Annotated in this window: 18 protein-coding genes and 2 pseudogenes; 17 read left to right on the top strand and 3 right to left on the bottom strand. The window is 62.1% G+C overall.

Features of this window, described 5'->3' with window-relative positions:
* The coding region (locus AC0L2K_RS07060; RefSeq protein WP_473530963.1) for a co-chaperone GroES at positions 1 to 230 on the bottom strand (230 nt) is incomplete at its 3' end.
* A gap of 388 nt (positions 231 to 618) precedes the next feature.
* On the opposite strand from AC0L2K_RS07060, the gene AC0L2K_RS07055 reads away from it, so the two are divergent.
* Positions 619 to 783, top strand: coding sequence for a hypothetical protein (locus AC0L2K_RS07055; protein ID WP_473530962.1), 165 nt, complete (start codon positions 619 to 621; stop codon positions 781 to 783).
* A gap of 909 nt (positions 784 to 1,692) precedes the next feature.
* On the opposite strand, the pseudogene AC0L2K_RS07050 reads toward AC0L2K_RS07055, so the two are convergent.
* Positions 1,693 to 1,917: pseudogene (locus AC0L2K_RS07050) on the bottom strand (recombinase family protein); the annotation flags it as partial.
* On the opposite strand from AC0L2K_RS07050, the pseudogene AC0L2K_RS07045 reads away from it, so the two are divergent.
* Positions 1,841 to 1,999: pseudogene (locus AC0L2K_RS07045) on the top strand (hypothetical protein); the annotation flags it as partial. The pseudogenes AC0L2K_RS07050 and AC0L2K_RS07045 overlap by 77 nt on opposite strands.
* A 59-nt stretch (positions 2,000 to 2,058) precedes the next feature.
* Here the strand turns inward: AC0L2K_RS07045 and AC0L2K_RS07040 are convergent.
* Entirely contained in the window at positions 2,059 to 2,376 is a 318-nt protein-coding gene (locus tag AC0L2K_RS07040) for a hypothetical protein (protein ID WP_473530983.1), read from the bottom strand.
* A 2,001-nt stretch (positions 2,377 to 4,377) separates the two neighbouring features.
* Between AC0L2K_RS07040 and AC0L2K_RS07035 the strand changes: the two genes are divergently transcribed.
* The 15 genes from AC0L2K_RS07035 to nuoG all read left to right on the top strand — a co-directional run bounded on the left by AC0L2K_RS07035 (position 4,378) and on the right by nuoG (position 19,508).
* The gene (locus tag AC0L2K_RS07035; protein ID WP_027152445.1) at positions 4,378 to 4,809 is read left to right on the top strand and encodes a CBS domain-containing protein; all 432 of its coding nucleotides are present in this window, start codon (positions 4,378 to 4,380) and stop codon (positions 4,807 to 4,809) included.
* Between the two features lie 277 nt (positions 4,810 to 5,086).
* Positions 5,087 to 5,587 (top strand): NADH-quinone oxidoreductase subunit J, encoded by a 501-nt coding sequence (locus tag AC0L2K_RS07030; RefSeq protein WP_023800377.1) that lies wholly within the window; start codon positions 5,087 to 5,089, stop codon positions 5,585 to 5,587.
* Positions 5,587 to 5,889: an NADH-quinone oxidoreductase subunit NuoK gene (gene nuoK / locus AC0L2K_RS07025; RefSeq protein ID WP_023800378.1), complete on the top strand. Its 303-nt coding sequence runs from the start codon at positions 5,587 to 5,589 to the stop codon at positions 5,887 to 5,889. Before AC0L2K_RS07030 ends, nuoK begins: the two co-directional genes overlap by 1 nt.
* A gap of 4 nt (positions 5,890 to 5,893) precedes the next feature.
* Complete coding sequence (locus AC0L2K_RS07020; RefSeq protein WP_023800379.1) at positions 5,894 to 7,357, top strand: monovalent cation/H+ antiporter subunit D family protein; 1,464 nt, start codon at positions 5,894 to 5,896, stop codon at positions 7,355 to 7,357.
* Complete coding sequence (locus AC0L2K_RS07015) at positions 7,354 to 7,608, top strand: hypothetical protein (protein WP_023800380.1); 255 nt, start codon at positions 7,354 to 7,356, stop codon at positions 7,606 to 7,608. Before AC0L2K_RS07020 ends, AC0L2K_RS07015 begins: the two co-directional genes overlap by 4 nt.
* Positions 7,601 to 9,361, top strand: a complete 1,761-nt coding sequence (locus tag AC0L2K_RS07010) for a Na(+)/H(+) antiporter subunit D (protein WP_128245413.1) — start codon at positions 7,601 to 7,603, stop codon at positions 9,359 to 9,361. The genes AC0L2K_RS07015 and AC0L2K_RS07010 overlap by 8 nt, the downstream gene beginning before the upstream one ends.
* A 7-nt stretch (positions 9,362 to 9,368) precedes the next feature.
* Positions 9,369 to 10,844: an NADH-quinone oxidoreductase subunit M gene (locus AC0L2K_RS07005; RefSeq protein WP_128245414.1), complete on the top strand. Its 1,476-nt coding sequence runs from the start codon at positions 9,369 to 9,371 to the stop codon at positions 10,842 to 10,844.
* Entirely contained in the window at positions 10,841 to 12,280 is a 1,440-nt protein-coding gene (locus tag AC0L2K_RS07000) for an NADH-quinone oxidoreductase subunit N (RefSeq protein WP_023800383.1), read from the top strand. The genes AC0L2K_RS07005 and AC0L2K_RS07000 overlap by 4 nt, the downstream gene beginning before the upstream one ends.
* A gap of 153 nt (positions 12,281 to 12,433) precedes the next feature.
* On the top strand, positions 12,434 to 12,799 hold the full coding sequence (locus tag AC0L2K_RS06995; protein WP_023800384.1) for an NADH-quinone oxidoreductase subunit A: 366 nt from the start codon (positions 12,434 to 12,436) through the stop codon (positions 12,797 to 12,799).
* A complete protein-coding gene (locus tag AC0L2K_RS06990; protein WP_027152448.1) occupies positions 12,787 to 13,290 on the top strand; it encodes a NuoB/complex I 20 kDa subunit family protein in 504 nt (167 codons plus the stop codon). Before AC0L2K_RS06995 ends, AC0L2K_RS06990 begins: the two co-directional genes overlap by 13 nt.
* A complete protein-coding gene (locus AC0L2K_RS06985) occupies positions 13,287 to 13,823 on the top strand; it encodes an NADH-quinone oxidoreductase subunit C (protein ID WP_128179632.1) in 537 nt (178 codons plus the stop codon). Before AC0L2K_RS06990 ends, AC0L2K_RS06985 begins: the two co-directional genes overlap by 4 nt.
* 28 nt (positions 13,824 to 13,851) lie before the next feature.
* A complete protein-coding gene (gene nuoD / locus AC0L2K_RS06980; protein WP_473530961.1) occupies positions 13,852 to 15,066 on the top strand; it encodes an NADH dehydrogenase (quinone) subunit D in 1,215 nt (404 codons plus the stop codon).
* A 16-nt stretch (positions 15,067 to 15,082) separates the two neighbouring features.
* Positions 15,083 to 15,595 carry an NADH-quinone oxidoreductase subunit NuoE gene (locus AC0L2K_RS06975; protein WP_027152451.1) on the top strand — a complete coding sequence of 171 codons (513 nt, stop codon included), beginning with the start codon at positions 15,083 to 15,085 and terminating at the stop codon, positions 15,593 to 15,595.
* A 5-nt stretch (positions 15,596 to 15,600) separates the two neighbouring features.
* Positions 15,601 to 16,866: an NADH-quinone oxidoreductase subunit NuoF gene (gene nuoF / locus AC0L2K_RS06970; protein WP_473530960.1), complete on the top strand. Its 1,266-nt coding sequence runs from the start codon at positions 15,601 to 15,603 to the stop codon at positions 16,864 to 16,866.
* 32 nt (positions 16,867 to 16,898) lie between these two features.
* Positions 16,899 to 19,508 (top strand): NADH-quinone oxidoreductase subunit NuoG, encoded by a 2,610-nt coding sequence (gene nuoG, locus AC0L2K_RS06965; protein ID WP_473530959.1) that lies wholly within the window; start codon positions 16,899 to 16,901, stop codon positions 19,506 to 19,508.
* Positions 19,509 to 19,528: the final 20 nt, after the last annotated feature.

The following is a 19,528-nucleotide window of genomic DNA, read 5'->3' as shown; positions in this document are numbered from 1 at the left end:
TCGGTGCCCGACCACTTGCCGAACAGGATGCGATCGCCGGCCTTGACGTCCAGCGGGACGAGCTTGCCGGCTTCGTCACGGGCGCCGGAACCAACGGCGATGATGTCGCCTTCCTGCGGCTTTTCCTTAGCCGTATCGGGGATGATGATGCCGCCGGAGGTCTTGGATTCGGATTCGACCCGACGAACGACCACGCGGTCATGCAGCGGCCGGAAATTCGACTTTGCCATTTTGGATATCCCTGGTGCGGAGGTTGAAAGGTTCTCCGTTGCCGGAGCGTGGTTAGCACTCGCCAGTGGAGAGTGCTAACGTCGCGCTGAAATAGGCTGCGGGCTCGTACTAGTCAAGACGTACGAGGGGACGGCCGAAGAGCAAAGGATTTGGAATCGGCGCGGAAGCCTCGCCCCCGTTACGGTGCATCCAACTGCCTAAGCGAGCGTTTCGGCCGTAAGCTCTGGGCCAACTTTCGTCTCTGTTTGGAATGTGAAATTATGTGAAATTAATGGCCGAGCAGTCGGCCGGAATCGATGGCCAGCCAAACAGTCTTGAGCTTTTTGCAATTCATCATACCCTAAGTGGCATCGCCAAAAGGAGCGTATCGCAATCGATGGTCTGCAAATGCCTGCCGAAGCGCTTGGCAATCCTAAAGCAAGGCGCTCGCAATTTGCTTGTTCGGTAGGTTCCGATCAGCAGGTCGATAGGAATGCTCGTTTTGAGGACGATGTTTGGGATTTCGTGATCGAGGTGGATTGTTTCCGTGGTGAGGTTTGCGTCGGCGATTAGATAGACAAGATGGCGCGCCCGTCCAGTGCGCCTACCGCGCGAATCTCTCCCTTCACGAATTCCGCCGTGAACGTAGCGCGTTGAGCCGCAACGGCACCGGAAAGCCTTGACGATCATGCCGGGTACTGGCGTGTGCTGCGATGTTGTAGGTGGTCACGCGGGCCTTTGACGTCATTGCGACGGTAAATGAGCAGCGGGGACCGGGTGGTGGGGCTTGGGGTTAGTCCCCGCTGCTTTGAGCTGCCTTCGCAGGGTGCAGTGGCAGCACAACTAAAATAGTGACTGAGCGATGACAGGGACCCAGACAGCGGAGCTTTGGGCACCCTGTCAGTCTTACATCGGCTAGTGCCGCCCTCCAAGGCTACCCGGGCGGGTGTCTCAAGAGTGCGGCCGGGGACGGACCTTCAAAGATTGCGACTTCCGCACCCCCAGCCTACACTCCGGCCTGACGCGCGTGCCCACCCAATGACGAGTGCCCACCCAATTGACCCCAGCGTCAAGCGACAGGTCATTAGTAGCCGATAAAGATCGCCCCCAAATCGGCCGCTTGGGCTAGCTCGGATAGACAATTCGGGTGAGCGGGTTCAGCGGGGGCGGGGTCAAAAGGAGGGGTCGGAATATCCGGGCCAAATTTTCTTACGACCCATCGGATAACAGGCTCATGCGTGGCACCCCCCGTGCCCCTTCGGTTTCACCACACAGGCCCGAGTGAGACGACCGCCAGACGCCGAGAGGCTGCCCGGTGGCGATACCCTCCAGACCGACATGAGCGCGCGCGCTGGCGGGGCTATCCTTGTCCAGCGGTTGGAGGTGGAGTGTACGTCAGGGCATACCAATCGGGTCGCCTACTTGCGGCTGTCGTCAGTGCAACGTAGCTACCGGGTAACGAAATGGAGGGGTCTACGTTTCTATGGCCGCATTGCGCTCCTGGTCCTCAGGCCGCTCTCGGTAGCGCCCTTCCTGCTTGGCCTTCTGGATACCCTGGGCCTGCCGCCGCCGCCTGTCGTGATAGTCCTTGCAGGCAATCGCGGCGATCATGTCCAGCATCATCCCGTTGATGGCCTCCTGCATCCGGCCGGTGAACTCGTCGGTTCCACTTGAAGCCATGCTCCAGGAGGTGGGGAGGTCGAGACTGGTCTTCGTCTGCGCCATGTGGATCACCGGCTTCGACGTGCCAACCTGCTCGACGATCCATCTCGACAAGCCAATGAAGAACCACCCTCTGATGCAGACGATCGCGCGCGCGAACCGAGTTGCGCCCGGCAAACAAGCGGGTCAGCGCGGATCGATCCGCTGCGCGACCAAACGCAGTCGTTGCGCGTGTGCAAGGTCGAGGAGGCGATCTTCAAGTTTACGGATCCCAACATTGCGGGGAAATCCAAGCTCACGCGGCGACTCGCGCCCGGTCGGCCGGATTTCGCAATAACCATCCGCAGGAAACATCGCGGAGCGAACCGACGCCGGCAAACGATCAATGACAAGCGTCTGAATTGTGACGACCTGCTCGCGCCGATAGGCCCCTTCGGCGACATCCCGCCAACGAACGCGTCCGCGCTGGCGAACCCAACGGACCTCGGCGACGGTGATATGCATATAGTCGCCGGCAATGGCCAGGCCACGATCAGATCCATCGCAGCTTCGTTGCGCACCGGGAAGCGGCGACGGAGCACATAGCCTTCTGCCTGTTGGCCTTCGCGATACATTGGTTTTCGCGCGCAAGCGTCCACACCGCGTCTGCCGCTCCCTTCGCGCTGCTGTATTCCTCTATGAGCCTTTTCGCGATCGCCTCCCGCATGGCGTCGTCCATTGACGCTGCATGCTATCTGCGTAGCCGAAAGGCCTCGAGGAATCGCTGGTGCAAGGAAGAGACTGCCATCCGGAACTCGTTCACAATGTCGTTGATCACTGCTTGTGCGACAGAGGGGTTGGCGGGCCTTCGTTCTGAATGATCTTGAGTGAAACGGAGCCGGGTCGGCTGCTTACGTCGACCGCTTAGGAAGAGGCGACCGTCGCGCGTTGGGCCGAGCAGCACGGAAATGGCTGCAGAGAGATAGCACGCGGGTATAGATATTGGGACATGCGAACAGCGTGTCGGAGGAGCACCGTGTCGATGTCATCATCGGCATCGACGTAGATGCCGCGCATCAGCTTTACCAGTTTGCCCGTCTCTGCGTGTCTTCTCGATCGTTTCCCCGACCAGATGGAGAGGCATTCTAATTTTTCCGTACTTCAGTACGCGAAAGTACTGCCGAGAAAGCCTTTCTTGGGCCGTCTTCCGAAGCGGAAACGTTGAAGGACAGAGGATCATTGGGCCTATGTGTCCACGCTAGCACGGTGATTCATCCAAAAAAATGCACGACAAGCTCCATCGAACAGGAGATTTGTCGTCAACCTGCCAGCGTATTACGTGATGTTGCTAGCACCGAAGAATTTCAAGCATCAAAGACTTGCCAATGAACGACCTCAAAAAGGTGTGCCCACAAAATGTCACAGCAGATGAGAATGCGAAGCTTTGGTCCATCGAGGATCGACAGGATTCGACACGACACCCATCTCCTGCCAGCCCATTCCCGTCTACTCGACCTAGGGCTGTCGAGCATGAGCAAGACCGTCCTTGCCTTATGGTCTGTGAACTCCGGCTTTGACCTCGCCGAATGGCAGTCGTAAATAATGCAGTCAAAAGTGTGCATACCGCGACGGCGACCACATTGTTTTAGTCTTTTCAACAGCCTAACAATCTGACGGTATTATTGACGGTATTCGTTGGAAAGATGATAAGATTTTATCAATCAAAACAAGCAGTTATAGACATAATTGATCATTGAGTGGGAGTAGGGGAAAGACCTAATAAATTCGGCGAAGCGGCTGTTTTGGAGTAGATTAGCGTAGGATCTTCGGCGGTCCGGGAGTTCATCTGCCGCACATGATCAATGACGATCCTGATCGTCTTGTCACAGTAACGCCCGCCATAGTGATTCCACCGTTCACTCGATCGACCCGGATGTTTTACCACGAAGGATTCGCGTCCGACGCTGTGATGTCGCCCGGCATATTCTTCTGTTTCGAGGACCAGGCCTGGAGCAGGCGCTTGAACAAACGCAGGCGCGCCGGGTGCGTCACCTTCCAGTGCTCAACCGGCAGAAGCGAATGACGGGGCCTCATCTCGCTGAGTGATATCGCTCTGAAGGGCGAAAGTTCGATCCTCGCGCCGCTTGCCAAAATCGCTGCACCGGACGCTGAACGGCACCTGCACGCCGCCTGAGGTTTCAGGGGCGCTTGCGAAAATCGACGAAAGCGGCATGCATCTAGAGGAACCAGGCATGCCGCCCATGAGCCCGACGGAATCGGCTTCCCTTGGAAATCCGTGGCGGCGCTCTCGGCTGATCGATGAGCATCGGCGCCGGCAAGGGCGACCCCTGTAGCAGGCGGCGATTTGTGTAAGCCAATCATGAAGGCCTACCGCCAGAAAGCACTGTGGCCTGAGATTTCAAGTCGGACTTGAAATATCAAGGCGCGCGGCGCACGATGGCGCAGAAATGCACCGAGAGGGAGACGGGGCGGAGGACTGGAGCGTAGCAGCGCTTGGAGGAAGCCATGAACGTCAAAGCGATTCTCGAGGACAAGGGTCGAGCCGTCGAGACGATTGGCCCGAACGAGACGCTCGCCGTGGCGATCAACAGGCTCGCCGAACACAGGATCGGCGCACTGGTCGTTACCAATGGTGATCGCAAGGTGATCGGCATCGTGTCCGAGCGCGACATCGTCTGCGCCATGAACAAGTATGGGGCTGCGGCCCTGGAGCAGAGTGTCCGTCACGCAATGACCGCCAAGGTCAACCTCTGCACCGAGAACCACACGATCAACCAGGTCATGGAGATCATGACCACAGGCCGCTTCCGCCACCTGCCCGTGGTAAAGAACGGCCAACTCGACGGCATCGTCTCGATCGGCGACGTGGTGAAGAAGCGCATCGAGGAGGTCGAGCGCGAGGCCGAAGAGATTATTCACTACATCTGGGCGGGGTAAGCTCGCCAAAGGCCCGCCGTCTGGCCGCGACGTCCTTTTTTCAGGGTTTCTGATCTCGTGCCGAACCTCCTTAGGCAGCCTGAGTAACGGATAGGCAGCTGCGGGATCGCACACCGTATCAGATGCTGAGACTTGGGCATAACGTAGCGCCAAACCATGTAATCTTGAGAAAAATTCGATACTAGGGCACAATTTGTAGACGCATCTGAAGTGCGCAGCTATCTCAAACCCGGCCGCCTTGCGCCGAGTGACAGATCGCGGCGGAGGGTTGGCGTCGATGGATCAGGCGTTCTTTCTTCTGTTCGCTGCGGCGTCCGTGATCACGGCACTGACCGTGGTCCTGGCGCGGAATCCGGTTCACAGCGCATTGGCGCTGATGGCGTGTTTCCTGCAGATCTCGGCAATCTTCGTCTTGCTCGAGGCACCGTTGCTCGCTGTCATCCAGATCTTCGTCTATGTCGGCGCAATCATGGTCCTGTTCCTGTTCGTGATCATGATGATCGATGTGCGCGAAGCGGTATTGCAGCGGTTCTTGCCGGGCGGCAACCTGCCGGCTCTGGTGCTGCTCGTCCTGCTTGGGGTCGAGATGCTTGTACTGGTGCTCTGGAGCGACCGCTTTTCGGTCACGGAGCCCGTCGCGATGCGCGGCGGCGATCAGATCAGGCAGCTCAGCATGACACTTTTCGCCGACTATCTCCTACCGTTTGAAGCCGCCTCCGTGATCCTGCTGGCGGCCCTGGTCGGCGCCATCGTGCTGGCGCGGAAGGAGCAGGGGTGATGGTTCCGCTCTGGTGGTATATTTTGCTCGGAGTGGTCCTGTTCGTGATCGGAGCGGCGGGCGTGCTGCTCAGGCGCAATATCCTGGTCGTGCTGATGTCGCTGGAGTTGCTGCTCAACTCGGTCAACATCAATTTCATCGCTTTCGGGCGTTACTACGACGATTTCCGCGGGCAGATCTTCGCGATCTTCGTCATCGCAATCACCGCGGCGGAGGTTGCGGTCGCCCTCGGGATTCTGGTCGCCCTCGTGAGGAACAAGTCCACCCTCAAGGTCGACGACGTGACCATGATGAAAGGATAGCGGCTTGGACCCGGTGATATCGATCCGGCCGCTGCTTGCCGTCGCCGTCGCAGGCCTGGCGGCCCTTGCAGTTCTCGTTCTGAACAACCGCGAGAAACTCCGCGATCTCGTCTCGCCCTTGGCCGCGATCGCCATGTTCGCAATTGTCGCCTCGATGGCACCCACGGTGCTGGCCGGCGGGACGGTCGATTTGCGCCTGTTCGAGATTCTGCCGGGGATCGACTTCGCTTTCCGGGTCGATGCGCTCGGCATGGTGTTTGCCACCGTCTCGTCGCTCTTGTGGATCGTGGCGGCGATCTATTCCATCGGCTACATGCGCCACTTGAACGAGCACGCGCAGACCCGGTTCTTCGCCTGCTTCGCCGCCAGTCTCGCGGCGGCCGTCGGGGGCGCCTTCGCCGCCAATCTGTTCACGCTGGTGATCTTCTACGAGGTGCTCAGCCTCGTTACCTATCCGCTCGTCTATCACCACGAGGACGAAGAGGGATGGACGGGTAGCCGCAAGTACCTCGTCTATTTGATGGGGGCGTCGAAAAGCGTGCTTCTCGCCGCGCTGGCGCTGACCTACCATCTGGCGGGGTCGCTCGACTTCGTGCCAGGCGGGCTGCTGGCCGGGGTCGATGCCTCGCCGGCGCTGCTGACCGTGGTCTACTTCTGCTATCTGTTCGGCTTCGCCAAGGCCGCGGTGATGCCGATGCACGCCTGGCTGCCTGCCGCGATGGTCGCGCCGACACCGGTCAGCGCACTCTTGCATGCGGTGGCCGTGGTCAAGATGGGCGTGTTCTGCGTGCTGCGGGTGGTGTTCCATGTCTTCGGCACGGGGCTGGTGGACGGGCTGGGGCTCGGCATCGCAACGGCCTATCTGGTCTCGTTCACCATCCTGATGGCGTCCATCTACGCCCTGACGCGGGACGACCTGAAGGCGCGGCTCGCCTATTCGACGGTCAGCCAACTCTCCTACATCGTGCTGGGCGCGGTCCTGCTGTCGCCGGTCGCGATGGTTGGCGGGATCATCCACATTGCGGCGCATGCGTTCTCCAAGATCACGCTCTTTTTCTGCGCCGGGTCGATCTATTGCGCGTCCGGCAAGCGGAACATCAGCGACATGGCCGGCATCGGCCGCAGGCTGCCCTGGACGATGGGCGCGTTCTTCGTGGCCTCGCTCAGCATGATCGGGGTGCCGCCGACCGCGGGCTTCGTCAGCAAGTGGTATCTGGCGCTGGGCTCGGTGGAGGCGGGGGAGATTGCGTTCCTGGTCGTGCTCTTGGTGAGCTCGGTCCTGAACGCCGCCTACTTCCTGCCGGTCAGCTATGTCGCTTTTTTCGGGACGGAGACACAGGAAAGTCCGGCGACGGTCCGTGAAATTCCGTTGGTGACGATCCCACTGGTCGCGACCGCGATCCTGTCGGTGTCGATGGGTATTTTCCCCGGCTATTTTCTCACCCTGGCGGAAGGAGTGGTCAGATGATCAGGCGTGTCGTCGATTTCTTTGGTGAGGCGAGATACGCGGAGCAACGCCGCCGGCTGTTTTATCTGGCGCTCGTTCTGATCGTCATCGCCGATTTTCTGGTCCCCCGCGAACACGCTGAATTCCTGTGGGACCGCTTGCCGGGCTGGTCGGCCGTCTATGGCTTCTTGTCCTGCGTCCTGCTGATCTTCGTCTCCAAGTTCCTCGGCCATCAGGGCGGGTTGATGCGGCGCGAGGACTATTATGATTGACTTCGTCCATCCCGCCCTGCTGTTCATTCTTGGCGCCCTGCCGATCCCTTTCCTGAAAGGATCAATCCGCAAGGCCTATCTGATGTTGATTCCCGCGCTGGCGATCCTCGCCGTGCTCACCGTGCAGCCGGGCAGCTACGGCGCGGCGGAGTTCATCGGGCAGGAAATCCTGATTGCGAAGGTCGACAGGCTGAGCATCGTCTTCGCCACCGTTTTCACCATTATGGCGCTGATCGGCATGGTCTATGCGCTGCACCTGACGGGCGCCGGAGAGCATGTGGCGGCGTTCGTCTATGTTGGCAGCGCGCTCGGCGTGGTGTTTGCAGGCGACTACCTGACCCTGTTCCTGTTCTGGGAAGGTATGGCGTTTGCCTCTGCCTATCTGGTCTTTGCCCAGCGCGGCAAGCAGGCGATCCGTGCGGGGTTCCGGTATCTCATGGTCCATATCACCGGCGGCGTCGCCCTGCTGGGTGGCGTCATTCTCCACGGGCTCGCCACAGGTTCGCTGCTCTTCGGCCCGATCGAGGGGGGGATGGGCGTCGCCGCCTACCTGATCCTTGCCGGGTTCATGCTCAACGCCGCGGTGCCGCCTCTCAACGCCTGGCTGACAGACGCCTACCCGGAGGCGACCGTCACCGGAGCGGTGTTCATGAGCGCCTTCACCACCAAGACCGCCGTCTATGTGCTGGTCCGGGCGTTTCCGGGCACCGAGCTTCTCGTTTGGCTCGGCACGGCAATGGCGCTTTACGGCGTCATCTACGCGGTGCTGGAGAACGACTGCCGTCGGCTCCTGGCCTATCACATCGTCAGCCAGGTGGGCTACATGGTGGCGGGCGTCGGCATCGGTACCGAGATGGCGGTGAACGGGGCCTCCAGCCATGCCTTCGCGCATATCCTCTACAAGGCGCTCCTGTTCATGGGTGCGGGGGCGGTGATCCACGTCACCGGGCGGCGCAAGCTCACCGAGCTCGGTGGGCTCTACAGGACCATGCCGCTGACCGTGGCGCTCTACATGGTCGGCGCCTTCGCGATCTCGGCATTTCCGTTCTTCTCGGGCTTCGTGACCAAATCGATGGTGGTGGCCGCCGCCGGACAGGATCACCGCGCGCTGGTGGTGCTGGCGCTGACGATGGCATCATCTGGGACCTTCCTGCACACTGGGCTCAAGCTCCCGTACTACATGTTCTTCGGCATGGACCGGAAGCTGGAGGCGCGGGAGCCGCCCCGCAATATGCTTGTTGCGATGGGAATGGCGGCGGTGCTGTGCATCGCGATCGGGGTGTTCCCCCAACCACTTTACGCGCTGCTGCCCCATCCAGTCGACTTCGAACCCTACACCGGCGTCCATATCACCGAGAGCCTCGGCATACTGATGTTCACCGCATTGGGCTTCGTGCTGTTCCTCAGGGCGCTCGACCCCGAGAACACGATCAGCATCGACACCGACTGGTTCTACCGCAAAGGCGCGCGGCATTTCATGTGGCTCGCCGAAAAACCGCTGGCGCGCTACGAGAAGGCGGTGAGCGACGTGTCCGAGACCGTGGTGCTGCCCTTCCTGCACGGAACCGCACGGGCCGGACTGCGGATCGATCTCAACGGTGTGGACGCCGTTGTGAACGGCGTCGCCCGCTCAATCCTGCGCGGTGGCGGTGCGCTGCGCAAGCTGCAGACCGGCGTCGTGACCCATTACGCGCTGGCGATGATCGTCGGTGTGATCGCAGCCATCGCCGTCTTCGCTGTGGTGTGGCGGTAGGGGTGCGATGGCGTTCCCGCTGCTTAGCCTAATCGTGTTCATGCCCGCCGCCGGGGCAGCGGTTCTGATGCTTCTCCGCAGCGACGATGCGGTGCGGTGGACGGCGCTAGGTGTCACCGTCCTCGACCTCGCTCTCTGCATCGCTCTGCTGGCCGGCTTTGACACCACTACCCACGAGATGCAGTTCACCGAGACGCGCCCGTGGGTGCCCGCGCTCGGAATCACTTACGCGCTCGGCATCGACGGAATTAGCGCGCTCTTTGTATTCCTGACTGCGTTATTGGGCTGGATCTGCGTGCTCGCCTCGTGGGTCGCGATCGACCGCAAGGTGAAGGAGTTCATGGTCAGCCTGCTGGCCATGCAGGCGCTGATGCTGGGGGTGTTCTGCGCGCTCGACCTGTTCCTGTTCTACGTCTTCTGGGAGGCGATGCTGATCCCGATGTACGTGATCATCGGCGTCTGGGGTGGCGACGGCCGGGTCTATGCGGCGTTCAAATTCTTCCTCTACACGCTGGCGGGCAGCCTTCTGTTCCTGATCGGTGTCATCGTGCTCTATTTCCACGGCGGCGAGACTTTCGACATCCTCGCCCTGACGGCGCAGGATTTGCCGTTCCGGGTTCAGTCCTGGCTGTTCTTTGCCTTCCTGATCGCCTTCGCAGTCAAGGTGCCGATGGTCCCGGTCCATACCTGGCTGCCGGACGCCCATGTGCAGGCGCCGACGGCGGGTAGCATCATCCTCGCCGGCGTTCTCCTGAAGATGGGCGCCTACGGCTTCCTGCGGTTCTCGCTGCCGATGCTGCCGGAGGCGTCGCTGTATTATTCGACGCTAATGCTTACGCTTTCGGCGCTCGCAATCGTCTATGGCGGGTTACTCGCGCTGGCGCAGGACGACCTCAAGAAGCTGGTGGCCTATTCCAGCATCAGCCACATGGGTTTCGTGACGCTGGGTATTTTCACGTTGAACCTCCGCGGGCTCGAGGGCGGCATCCTGCAAATGTTCAATCATGGCGTAACGACGGGCGCGTTGTTCCTGTTCGTCGGCCTGATCTACGAGCGGACCCATACCCGCAGCATCGCGGATTATGGCGGGCTAATGAAGGCGGCGCCGGTCTATACCGCGTTTCTTGCGCTGTTCACCCTGTCGTCGATGGCGCTGCCGGGAACGAATTCGTTCGTGGGCGAGTTGCTGGTGCTGTCGGGCGCGTTTGCGGCCAATCTGGCCGTCGGCGCGGCCGCCGTTTTGGGGGCACTGCTGGGCGCGGCCTATCTGCTTGGCATGTACAGGAAAGTCGCGCTTGGTCCAGCCAGCATCGGCGTGCGGTTCAAGATTCGCGACGTAAACGCCCGCGAGCTGGTGACGATCCTGCCGCTGGCGGTCTTCGTGCTCTGGGTCGGGCTCTATCCGAAACCTTTTCTCAACATCATCGGGCCATCGGTGAGGCATCTGCTCACGCAGGTGCATTCTAACGGGGGCGGCCAATGACCGCTGCCACGCTTTTCCAGTCGATCCTAGCGAGCCTGCCCGAGATCGTGGTGGTCACTGGGGCCTGCATCTTGCTGATTCTGGGACAGCTTGTGCCAAAGGGACAGGGGTATTTCCTCGTCTGGGCTTCCGCTGCAACCGTGCTGGTTGCGACCCTGGCGACACTGTTACTGGCGGGCGAGGTGCGGCCGGCCTATTCGGGCATGTTTATCGCCGACCGCTTCGCGGTCTTCTTCAAGATGGTGTTCTACCTTTCGACCATCCTGACGTTCCTCCTGTCGCGAAAATATGCCGAGATCGAGGAGATCGCGTTGAGCGAATACTATGTCCTGCTGCTCTTTGCGCTTTCCGGCATGATGATCATGGCCTCGGCAACCGATCTTCTGTCGATCTATGTCGGCCTCGAGCTGATGGCGCTCTCGACCTATGTGCTCACCGGCTTCCTCAGGAAGGAGCGGCGGTCGAACGAGGCGGCGCTGAAATACGTGGTTCTCGGCGGGGTCTCGACGGGAATCTTCCTCTACGGCGTCTCGCTGATCTACGGGATCACCGGCACGACGCAGTTGGACGGGATGGCTGCGGCGGTGACCGGCGACCCGCTCGATCCCGGATTGCTCCTGGCGGTGGTCTTCATCGTCGCGGGGCTGGTCTTCAAGGTCGGCGCGGTGCCGTTCCACATGTGGGTGCCGGACGTCTATGAAGGCGCGCCGACGACAATCACGGCCTTCATGTCGGTCGCCCCCAAGGCGGCGGGATTCGCGGTGATCCTGCGCGTGTTCCTCAACCCGCTGGTCGCCGCTTCCGACGCCTGGATCATCGTCGCGGTGATCGCGGTGGTGACGATGGCGCTCGGCAGCTTCGTGGCGCTGGTGCAGGACAATTTCAAGCGCCTGCTCGCCTATTCCAGCATCGCCCATGCGGGCTTCGCGCTCTTCGGCGTGGTGGCGGGTGGCGCCGACGGGATTGCCGGGGTGATGCTCTACCTGCTGATCTACGCCTTCATGAATCTCGGTATCTTCGGCATCGTCATCATGATGCGGAATGGCGATTTCTCCGGCGAGGTCATCGAGGACTACGCCGGCTTCGCCAAGTCGCATCGCGGGTTGGCGCTTCTGATGCTGCTCTACCTGTTCTCGCTCGCCGGCATTCCGCCGACAGCCGGGTTCTTCGCCAAGTTCTACGTGCTGGTGGCGCTCGTCGAGCGGGGTTTCGTCACGCTGGCGGTGATCGCGGTGCTGCTGAGCGCCGTCGCCGCCTACTTCTACATCCGCATCGTCATGGTGATCTACATGCGCGAGCCGGAGCGCGCGTTCGAGCCTGCCCTGACGCCGTCCGTCCGCGCCACGCTCGCCTTGACCGCCGCCGGCACCATCGGCATCGGACTGTTTCCGGCGTGGTTTCTGAGGCTTGCCCAGAGTTCCGTGTTCGGCGGTTGACCACGATTGGATTTGCAATGAACCGGCCAAGGGAATACTCTGGAGCGTACGAAAGGATGCCCTAGTCGCTGCACGAGGGCCAGCACCGCCGGCCTGAAGATTGGTCGGTCGCAGCTTGAGCAAGCCCTCGGTGGGTGACCAGGGCAGCGCGACATGACTGGAATGGAATTCCTGCCGGTTCTCTTCATGGTCGCCGGAATTGTCCTGGTGGCCGTGGCGACGCTGTTCGTCTCCTCGCTCCTGCGCCCGTCCAACCCCTATCCCGCGAAGAACATGCCCTATGAGTGCGGCATGGACCCGGCCGGCGAGGCCGCCGGGGGCCGCTTCAGGGTGCAGTTCTTCATCCTCGCAATCCTGCTGGTGGTGTTCGACGTCGAGGCGATGTTCCTGTTTCCCTGGGCGGTCGTGCTGAAGGAGATCGGGCTCGTCGGCTATGTCGAGATGTTTGTCTTCATGCTGCTGCTTATCGTGGGCTTCGCCTACGCCTGGCTGAAAGGAGCGCTGGAATGGGAGGAGTAGGCGAAACGATTCGCGACAGCGTGCTGTTCACCACCGCCGACAGCGTCATCAGTTGGAGCCGGCGGTCGGCGCTCTGGCCCGAGACCTTCGGGATTGCCTGCTGCGCCATAGAGATGATTTCGGCCGGCTGCGCCCGCTACGACCTCGACCGCTTCGGCGTGGTGTTTCGACCTTCGCCGCGCCAGTCCGACGTGATGATCATCGCCGGCACGGTGACGCGGAAGTTCGCTCCGGTCGTGCGCCGGCTCTTCGACCAGATGCCGGAGCCACGCTGGGTCATCGCCATGGGCACCTGCGCGATCTCGGGCGGGGTCTACAACACTTACGCCGTGGTGCAGGGGGCGGAGACTTTCGTGCCGGTGGACGTGCATGTGCCCGGCTGCCCGCCGCGGCCCGAGGCACTGATGCATGGCATCCTTCTGCTCCAAGAGAAGATCAAGAGGTCCCGCGCGCTGGCCGGGACGCCTCTGGATCGGGTTGCAGCCTCATGAGCGTGGAGACGTCCCTCATCCGCACCCTGATCGCGGAACGTTTCGGGGGGGAAATCGAGGAGCTTGGCTTTTCGCATGGGGTTCACGCTTTCGCCTCACCGCCTGACATGATCGTCGAGCTTTGCCAATTCCTGAAGGGCCATCCGACGCTGCGGTTCGATTTCCTGTCCGACATCTGCGGGGTCGACCATTATCCCGAAACGCTGCGCTACGAGGCGGTGTACCACCTCTATTCGCTGCCGAACAAATGGCGCGTTCGGATCAAATGCCGCCTCGGCGATCCGCCGCGGGTCCCGTCGGTGACGGGGGTCTGGCGGACCGCCAACTGGCACGAGCGCGAGGCCTGGGACATGTATGGCATCCGGTTCGAGGGCCATCCCGACCTGCGCCGGATCTACATGTGGGAAGGCTTCGAGGGCTTTCCGCAGCGCAAGGACTTTCCGCTCCGGGGCTACAAGGACACGCTGAACCCGTTTGGCGCGGAAGGCCCGCCGCCGACGCAGCCCGATCTCGCCACCAAGGACATTCCATAAGGGAGGCCGTTCGACGCCGGGAAGTGAGATGACCGAAGTCACGGAACTGAGCAGGCCGGCAGGTGAAGCGCTCGACACAAAGGAGGTGCTTCTCAACCTCGGCCCGCAGCATCCCAGCACGCATGGGGTGCTGCGGCTCGTCCTTGAGCTGGACGGCGAGTATGTCGCGCGCGTGGACCCACACATCGGCTACCTCCACCGCGGCACCGAAAAGCTGGCCGAGAGCTTCACTTACACCCAGATTTTTCCGCTAACCGACCGGCTCGACTACCTCTGCCCGCCCTCGAACAACCTCGCTTTCGCGCTAGCGGTGGAGAAGCTCCTGGGCATCGAAGCGCCGATCCGCGCGCAATATATCCGCGTGCTGATGGCCGAACTCGCGCGGATCTCCGGTCACCTCCTGATCACCGGTGCGTTGCCGATGGACCTGGGCGCCATGACCGCGTTGGTTTACGCCATGCGCGAGCGTGAAATGATCATGGACCTATTGGAGATGATCAGCGGGGCGCGGATGCACACGTCCTTCTGCCGGGTCGGGGGTGTGCGCGAGGACCTGCCCGACGGGTTCTTTCCCAAGATCAGGGAGTTCTGCGACATCTTCCCGAACCGGATCCGCGACTATGAACGGCTGGTCGAGAACAACCGGGTGTTCCTGAAGCGCACGCAGGGGATCGGCGTGATCTCAGCCGAGGACGGCATCGACCTTGGCCTGAGTGGCCCGAACCTGCGGGCCTCGGGCGTCGACTGGGACATCCGCCGCGACGAGCCATATGAGATCTACGACCGGTTGGCTTTCAACGTCATTACCCGCGATGAGGGTGATTGCTACGCGCGCTGGCAATGCCGCGTCGAGGAGATGCGCGAGAGCGTCCGGATCATCGAGCAATGCCTTGACCAGATGCCCGAGGGGCCGTTCCAGATCGATATCCCGACCATCGCTTTCCCAGTGGATAAGGACAGGGTGCACTGCTCGATGGAGGCGCTGATCCAGCATTTCGACCTGTCGGCTTATGGCTTCAAAGTGCCGAAGGGCGAGGTCTATTCGGCGATCGAGGCACCAAAGGGCGAACTCGGCTTTTACATCATCAGCGACGGGTCGCAAAAACCGTTCCGTATGAAGGTGCGGGCACCGTCGTTCGTCAACCTTCAGGGACTGTTCGGGGCAAGCAATGCGCGCTTCCTGGCGGACATGATCGCCGTGCTGGGCAGCCTCGACCCGGTGATGGCCGAGGTAGACAAGTAGCCGGGATCTGGACGCAATGAACATGCGCGAAAAGATAGAAGCGGCGGCGGCGCGGTATCCCGACCAGCGCTCGGCGATCATGCCCGCGCTTCTGATCGCGCAGAAGGAACATGGTCATCTGCCCGGCCCGGTGTTGGAAGAGGTCTCCGACATCCTGGGTGTCGAGCGGGTCTGGGTCTACGAATTGGCGACCTTCTACACCCTCTTCCATACCGAGCCGGTGGGTCTGTTCCACTTGCAACTCTGCGACAACCTATCCTGTATGCTGCGCCGATCCGAGGACCTACTGAGGCATCTGGAGACTGTGCTGGGGATCGAAAAGGGCGGCACGACCCCGGACGGGCTGTTCACGCTTTCGACCGTCGAATGCCTCGGCGCTTGCGAGATGGCCCCGGTGATGCAGGTCGGCGACGACTATCACGGCGACCTCGACATTGCGCGGATCGACGCGCTCTTGGACAGGCTGCGCGCGGCGGCAGGGCAAGCGACTGGCGCCGAACTCGCCGCCGCGGGACCGCCGGGTGAATAGCCGCCATGTTCGAACCGGTCCTTCTCAGAAACATGGACGTGCCGGATGGCCATCTGCTTTCGAGCTATGAGGCCGGCGGCGGCTACCAGGCGCTGGCGAAGGCGCTGCGCGAGCACACGCCCGACGAGATCATCGACCTCGTCAAGCAATCGAACCTGCGCGGTCGCGGCGGCGCCGGATTCCCGACGGGGTTGAAATGGAGCTTCGTGCCAAAACGGGCCTACAAGCCGAAATACCTGTGCTGCAACGCCGATGAGGGCGAGCCCGGCACGTTCAAGGACCGGATCATCATGGAGCGTGATCCGCACCAGCTGATCGAGGGCATGGCGATCAGCGCCTACGCGATCGGGGCGGAAACCGCCTATGTCTACATCCGCGGGGAATACGTGCTGGCGATCCACCGGCTGGAGCAGGCGATCGCCGAGGCCCATGCGAAGGGTTATCTGGGGACACGGATTCTGGGCTTGGATTTCAATTTCGTCGTGCACATCCATTGCGGCGCCGGCGCATATATCTGCGGCGAGGAGACGGCGATGCTCGACTCGCTCGAAGGCAAGCGGGCGCAGCCCCGTCTGAAACCGCCATTTCCGGCGGTCGCGGGGCTCTACGCCAGCCCGACCGTGATCAACAATGTCGAGACGCTGGTCTGCGTGCCGCATATTGTGGCGCGGGGGCCGGACTGGTTTCGCGGCATCGGCCCTGACAAGAGCCCCGGTCCGAAGCTTTATTGCCTCAGCGGGCACGTGCGGAAACCGGGCCTTTACGAACTGCCGATGGGCATATCGCTGCGTGAACTGGTCGAGGACCGCGCGGGCGGGCCGCCGCCGGGGCGCAGGATCAAGGCGGTGATCCCCGGCGGGGTCTCGGCGCCGCTGATCCCGGAGCGCGGGCTGGATGTCGGGATGGACTTCGACTCACTGGCTGCGGTCGGCTCGATGCTTGGCTCGGCCGGGGTGATCGTGATCGACGACTCGACCTGCATGGTCAAGGTCGCCACCCGGATCATCGAGTTCTTCCACCACGAGTCCTGCGGGAAATGCACGCCTTGCCGCGAAGGGCTGAACTGGGTGGTGAAAGTGCTGCGCCGGGTCGAGGCGGGACAGGGCGTGCCGGACGATCTGGAACAGCTGGAGGCGCTCTGCAAGGGCATTTTCGGCAACACGTTCTGCGCTCTGGGCGATGGCGCGGCTATGGGGCTGCGGGCGGCACTGGCGCATTTCGAGCATGAATTCGTCGCCCATATCGAGGAGGGCAGGTGCTCGTTTCACTAAGGAGCGCGCAGGGAGAAGGCCGCAAGAAAGTCATGGTTAGCGTCACGATCGATGAACAATCGCTGGAAGTGGAGGCAGGCTCTACGGTGCTGCAGGCTGCCGAGCGTTTGGGCATCGAAATCCCGACCTTCTGCTATCTCAAGCGGCTGCCGGCGCTGGCCTCCTGCCGCATGTGCCTGGTGGAGATCGAAGGGCAGCGGCGGCTGCAGCCTTCCTGCGCCACCGCGGTCACCGACGGCATGGTGGTGCGGACTAACACGCCGCTGATCGACGAAACGCGCTCTTCCATGCTCGACATGCTGCTTGCCAACCACCCCCTCGACTGCCCGATCTGTGACAAGGGCGGCGAGTGCGAGCTTCAGGACATGGTGATGGCATACGGGCCCCGGGAAAGCCGATTCCGCGATGCCAAACGTGTGTTCCACTCCGAGGACATCCGTCTCAGCCCCGTCATCATCATGAACGTCAACCGCTGCATCCAGTGCCAGCGCTGCGTCCGGATGTGCGAGGACGTGGTCGGAGCGGTCGCCTTGGGCACCATCGAAAAAGGCATGGATACCGCCGTCACCGGCTTCGAGGGCAGTCTCGCGAGTTGCGACCAGTGCGGCAATTGCGTCGAGGTCTGCCCGGTTGGCGCGCTGATGAGCTTCCCCTATCGCTACAAGGCGCGGCCCTGGGATCTGGTCGAGACCGACACGGTCTGTCCGCACTGCGGCACGGGCTGCCAGCTGACCGTCGGCACACGCAAGGGCGAGTTCATGCGGGTCCGCTCGAAGTGGGACGAGGGGCTCAACCGCGAAACGCTCTGCGTGCGGGGACGCTTCGGCCTCGATTTCGTCGAGAGCCAGGACCGGATCAAGCGGCCGATGATCCGTCGTGATGGTGCCTTGGTTCCGGTTTCCTGGGACGAAGCCGGGGACTACCTGCGCCTAGGCCTGTCGGCCGTCGAGAGCAAGGCTGCGGGCGGGCTGGCCTCACCGCGCCTGCCCAACGAGGTGCTTTATCAGTTCCAGAAGCTGATGCGGACGGTATTCCGGACCAACAACATCGACTGCTCGTCGCGCTGGTCCACGCCCTTCGAGACGCTCGGCCCGTTGGTGGCGGGCTTCTACACCCGCGCGCCGCTGGAGGAGGTGATCGGCAACGACTGCGTGCTTGTCGTCGGTGGCAACGTGACCGACGAGAACCCGGTCAGTGAATACCTGCTGCGAGACAGCGCCCGGCGGCGGCAGACCGGGTTGCTCATGCTCTCGGCGCGGCCATCCCGTCTGGACGCCGATGCCCGGGTGGTCGTTCGCGTTCGGCCGGGCGGTGAGGCAGCGAGCCTTGCCGCGGTAGTGGCCGGGCTGGTGGCGGCGGCTGGTCAGGCCTTGCCGCGTGACGTTTTTGCCGACAGGGGCGCGACAAGCGGTGGGCCGGAAGCGACCGCAGAGAGTAACGGGCCGGACCGTCTGGTCGCCGCGCTGCTGGAAGGCCGCAGCGTCACCGTTCTTGTCAGCGCCGATCTCCTGAGATCACCCGAAGCGCGCGCGACGTTGCAGCAACTCAGAAACCTGTTGCAGCTTCTCCGCATACTCGGCAAGGACCTGGCGATGCAGTTCCTCTTCGACCGTGCCAACCAGTTGGGCGCCTGGGACATGGGGGTTCTGTCGGCGGCGCTGCCGGGGCTGCGCCCGGTCAACGATGATGCGGCGCGCACCGCTCTCGTACGAGCCTGGGGCGCCGAAATTCCGCCTGAGCCGGGCGCAGATCTCGACGCCATGCTGGCGCTTTGTAACGAGGGGCGGGTAGGCGCGCTTTATATCGCCGGAAGCGACCCTCTGATGGCCTATCCCGACCGGGGATTTGTCAAGCGGGCGCTTGATGCCACCGATCTCCTGATCGTGCAGGACACGTTCCTCACAGATACGGTGGGCGTGGCCGATGTCGTCCTGCCAGCGGCGGGTTATGGCGAGGAAACCGGCACCTTCACCAACAACGAGGGCCGGATCCAGAAGGTCTGCAAGTTCCGCGAACCCGCCTTCGAGGCGCGGGGCAATCTAGCGATCTTCGACTTCGTCGCAGCGCTCCGCAACCAGGCATTGCAACCGTCGATGCAAGGCGAAATCTTCCGCGAGATTGCCCGGCTGGTTCCGGCCTACCAAGGGCTGACGGACGGGCTTGGAGCCGACGGAGCATTCACCACGGCGGACCCGACGCCGCCGGCTGGCGAGTTCTTCGCCCCTCCGCCTAACCCGAATGCGGCCGACCGGCTCATGTTGGTCACCGGCAACTGCCTGTTCCACAATGGACATCTTTCCGAACGCTCGGAGATCCTGAATACGGTGGCGGATGACCCATATGTTGAGATGAGCGCGTGGGACGCCGCGCAGCTTTGCCTTGCGGATCGCGATCAGGTGGTCGTGCGATCCGCCCAGGGCGAACTGAGGGCGCAGCTCAAGGTCAACAGGCATTTTCCCCCGGGCCTCCTGTTCGTGCCTGAAAACTATAGAGACCTGCGTCTCAACAGCCTTATGCGGCGGGGCGAATACCCTTGTCCGGTGGAGGTTCAAAAGGCGCACGCTGCCTTCGACACCGGAGTCGGGGCGCGCCCTGAAAATCGCGGCCAAGGCATTGCCGAGCTTCCGGGCAGTTCACCCTAATCGGCTCCCCCGGGTTTGCA

The organism is Mesorhizobium sp. WSM4817 (assembly GCF_055811135.1).
The sequence above is the reverse complement of the archived record's forward strand: the minus strand, read 5'-3'. Positions and strand labels throughout refer to the sequence as shown.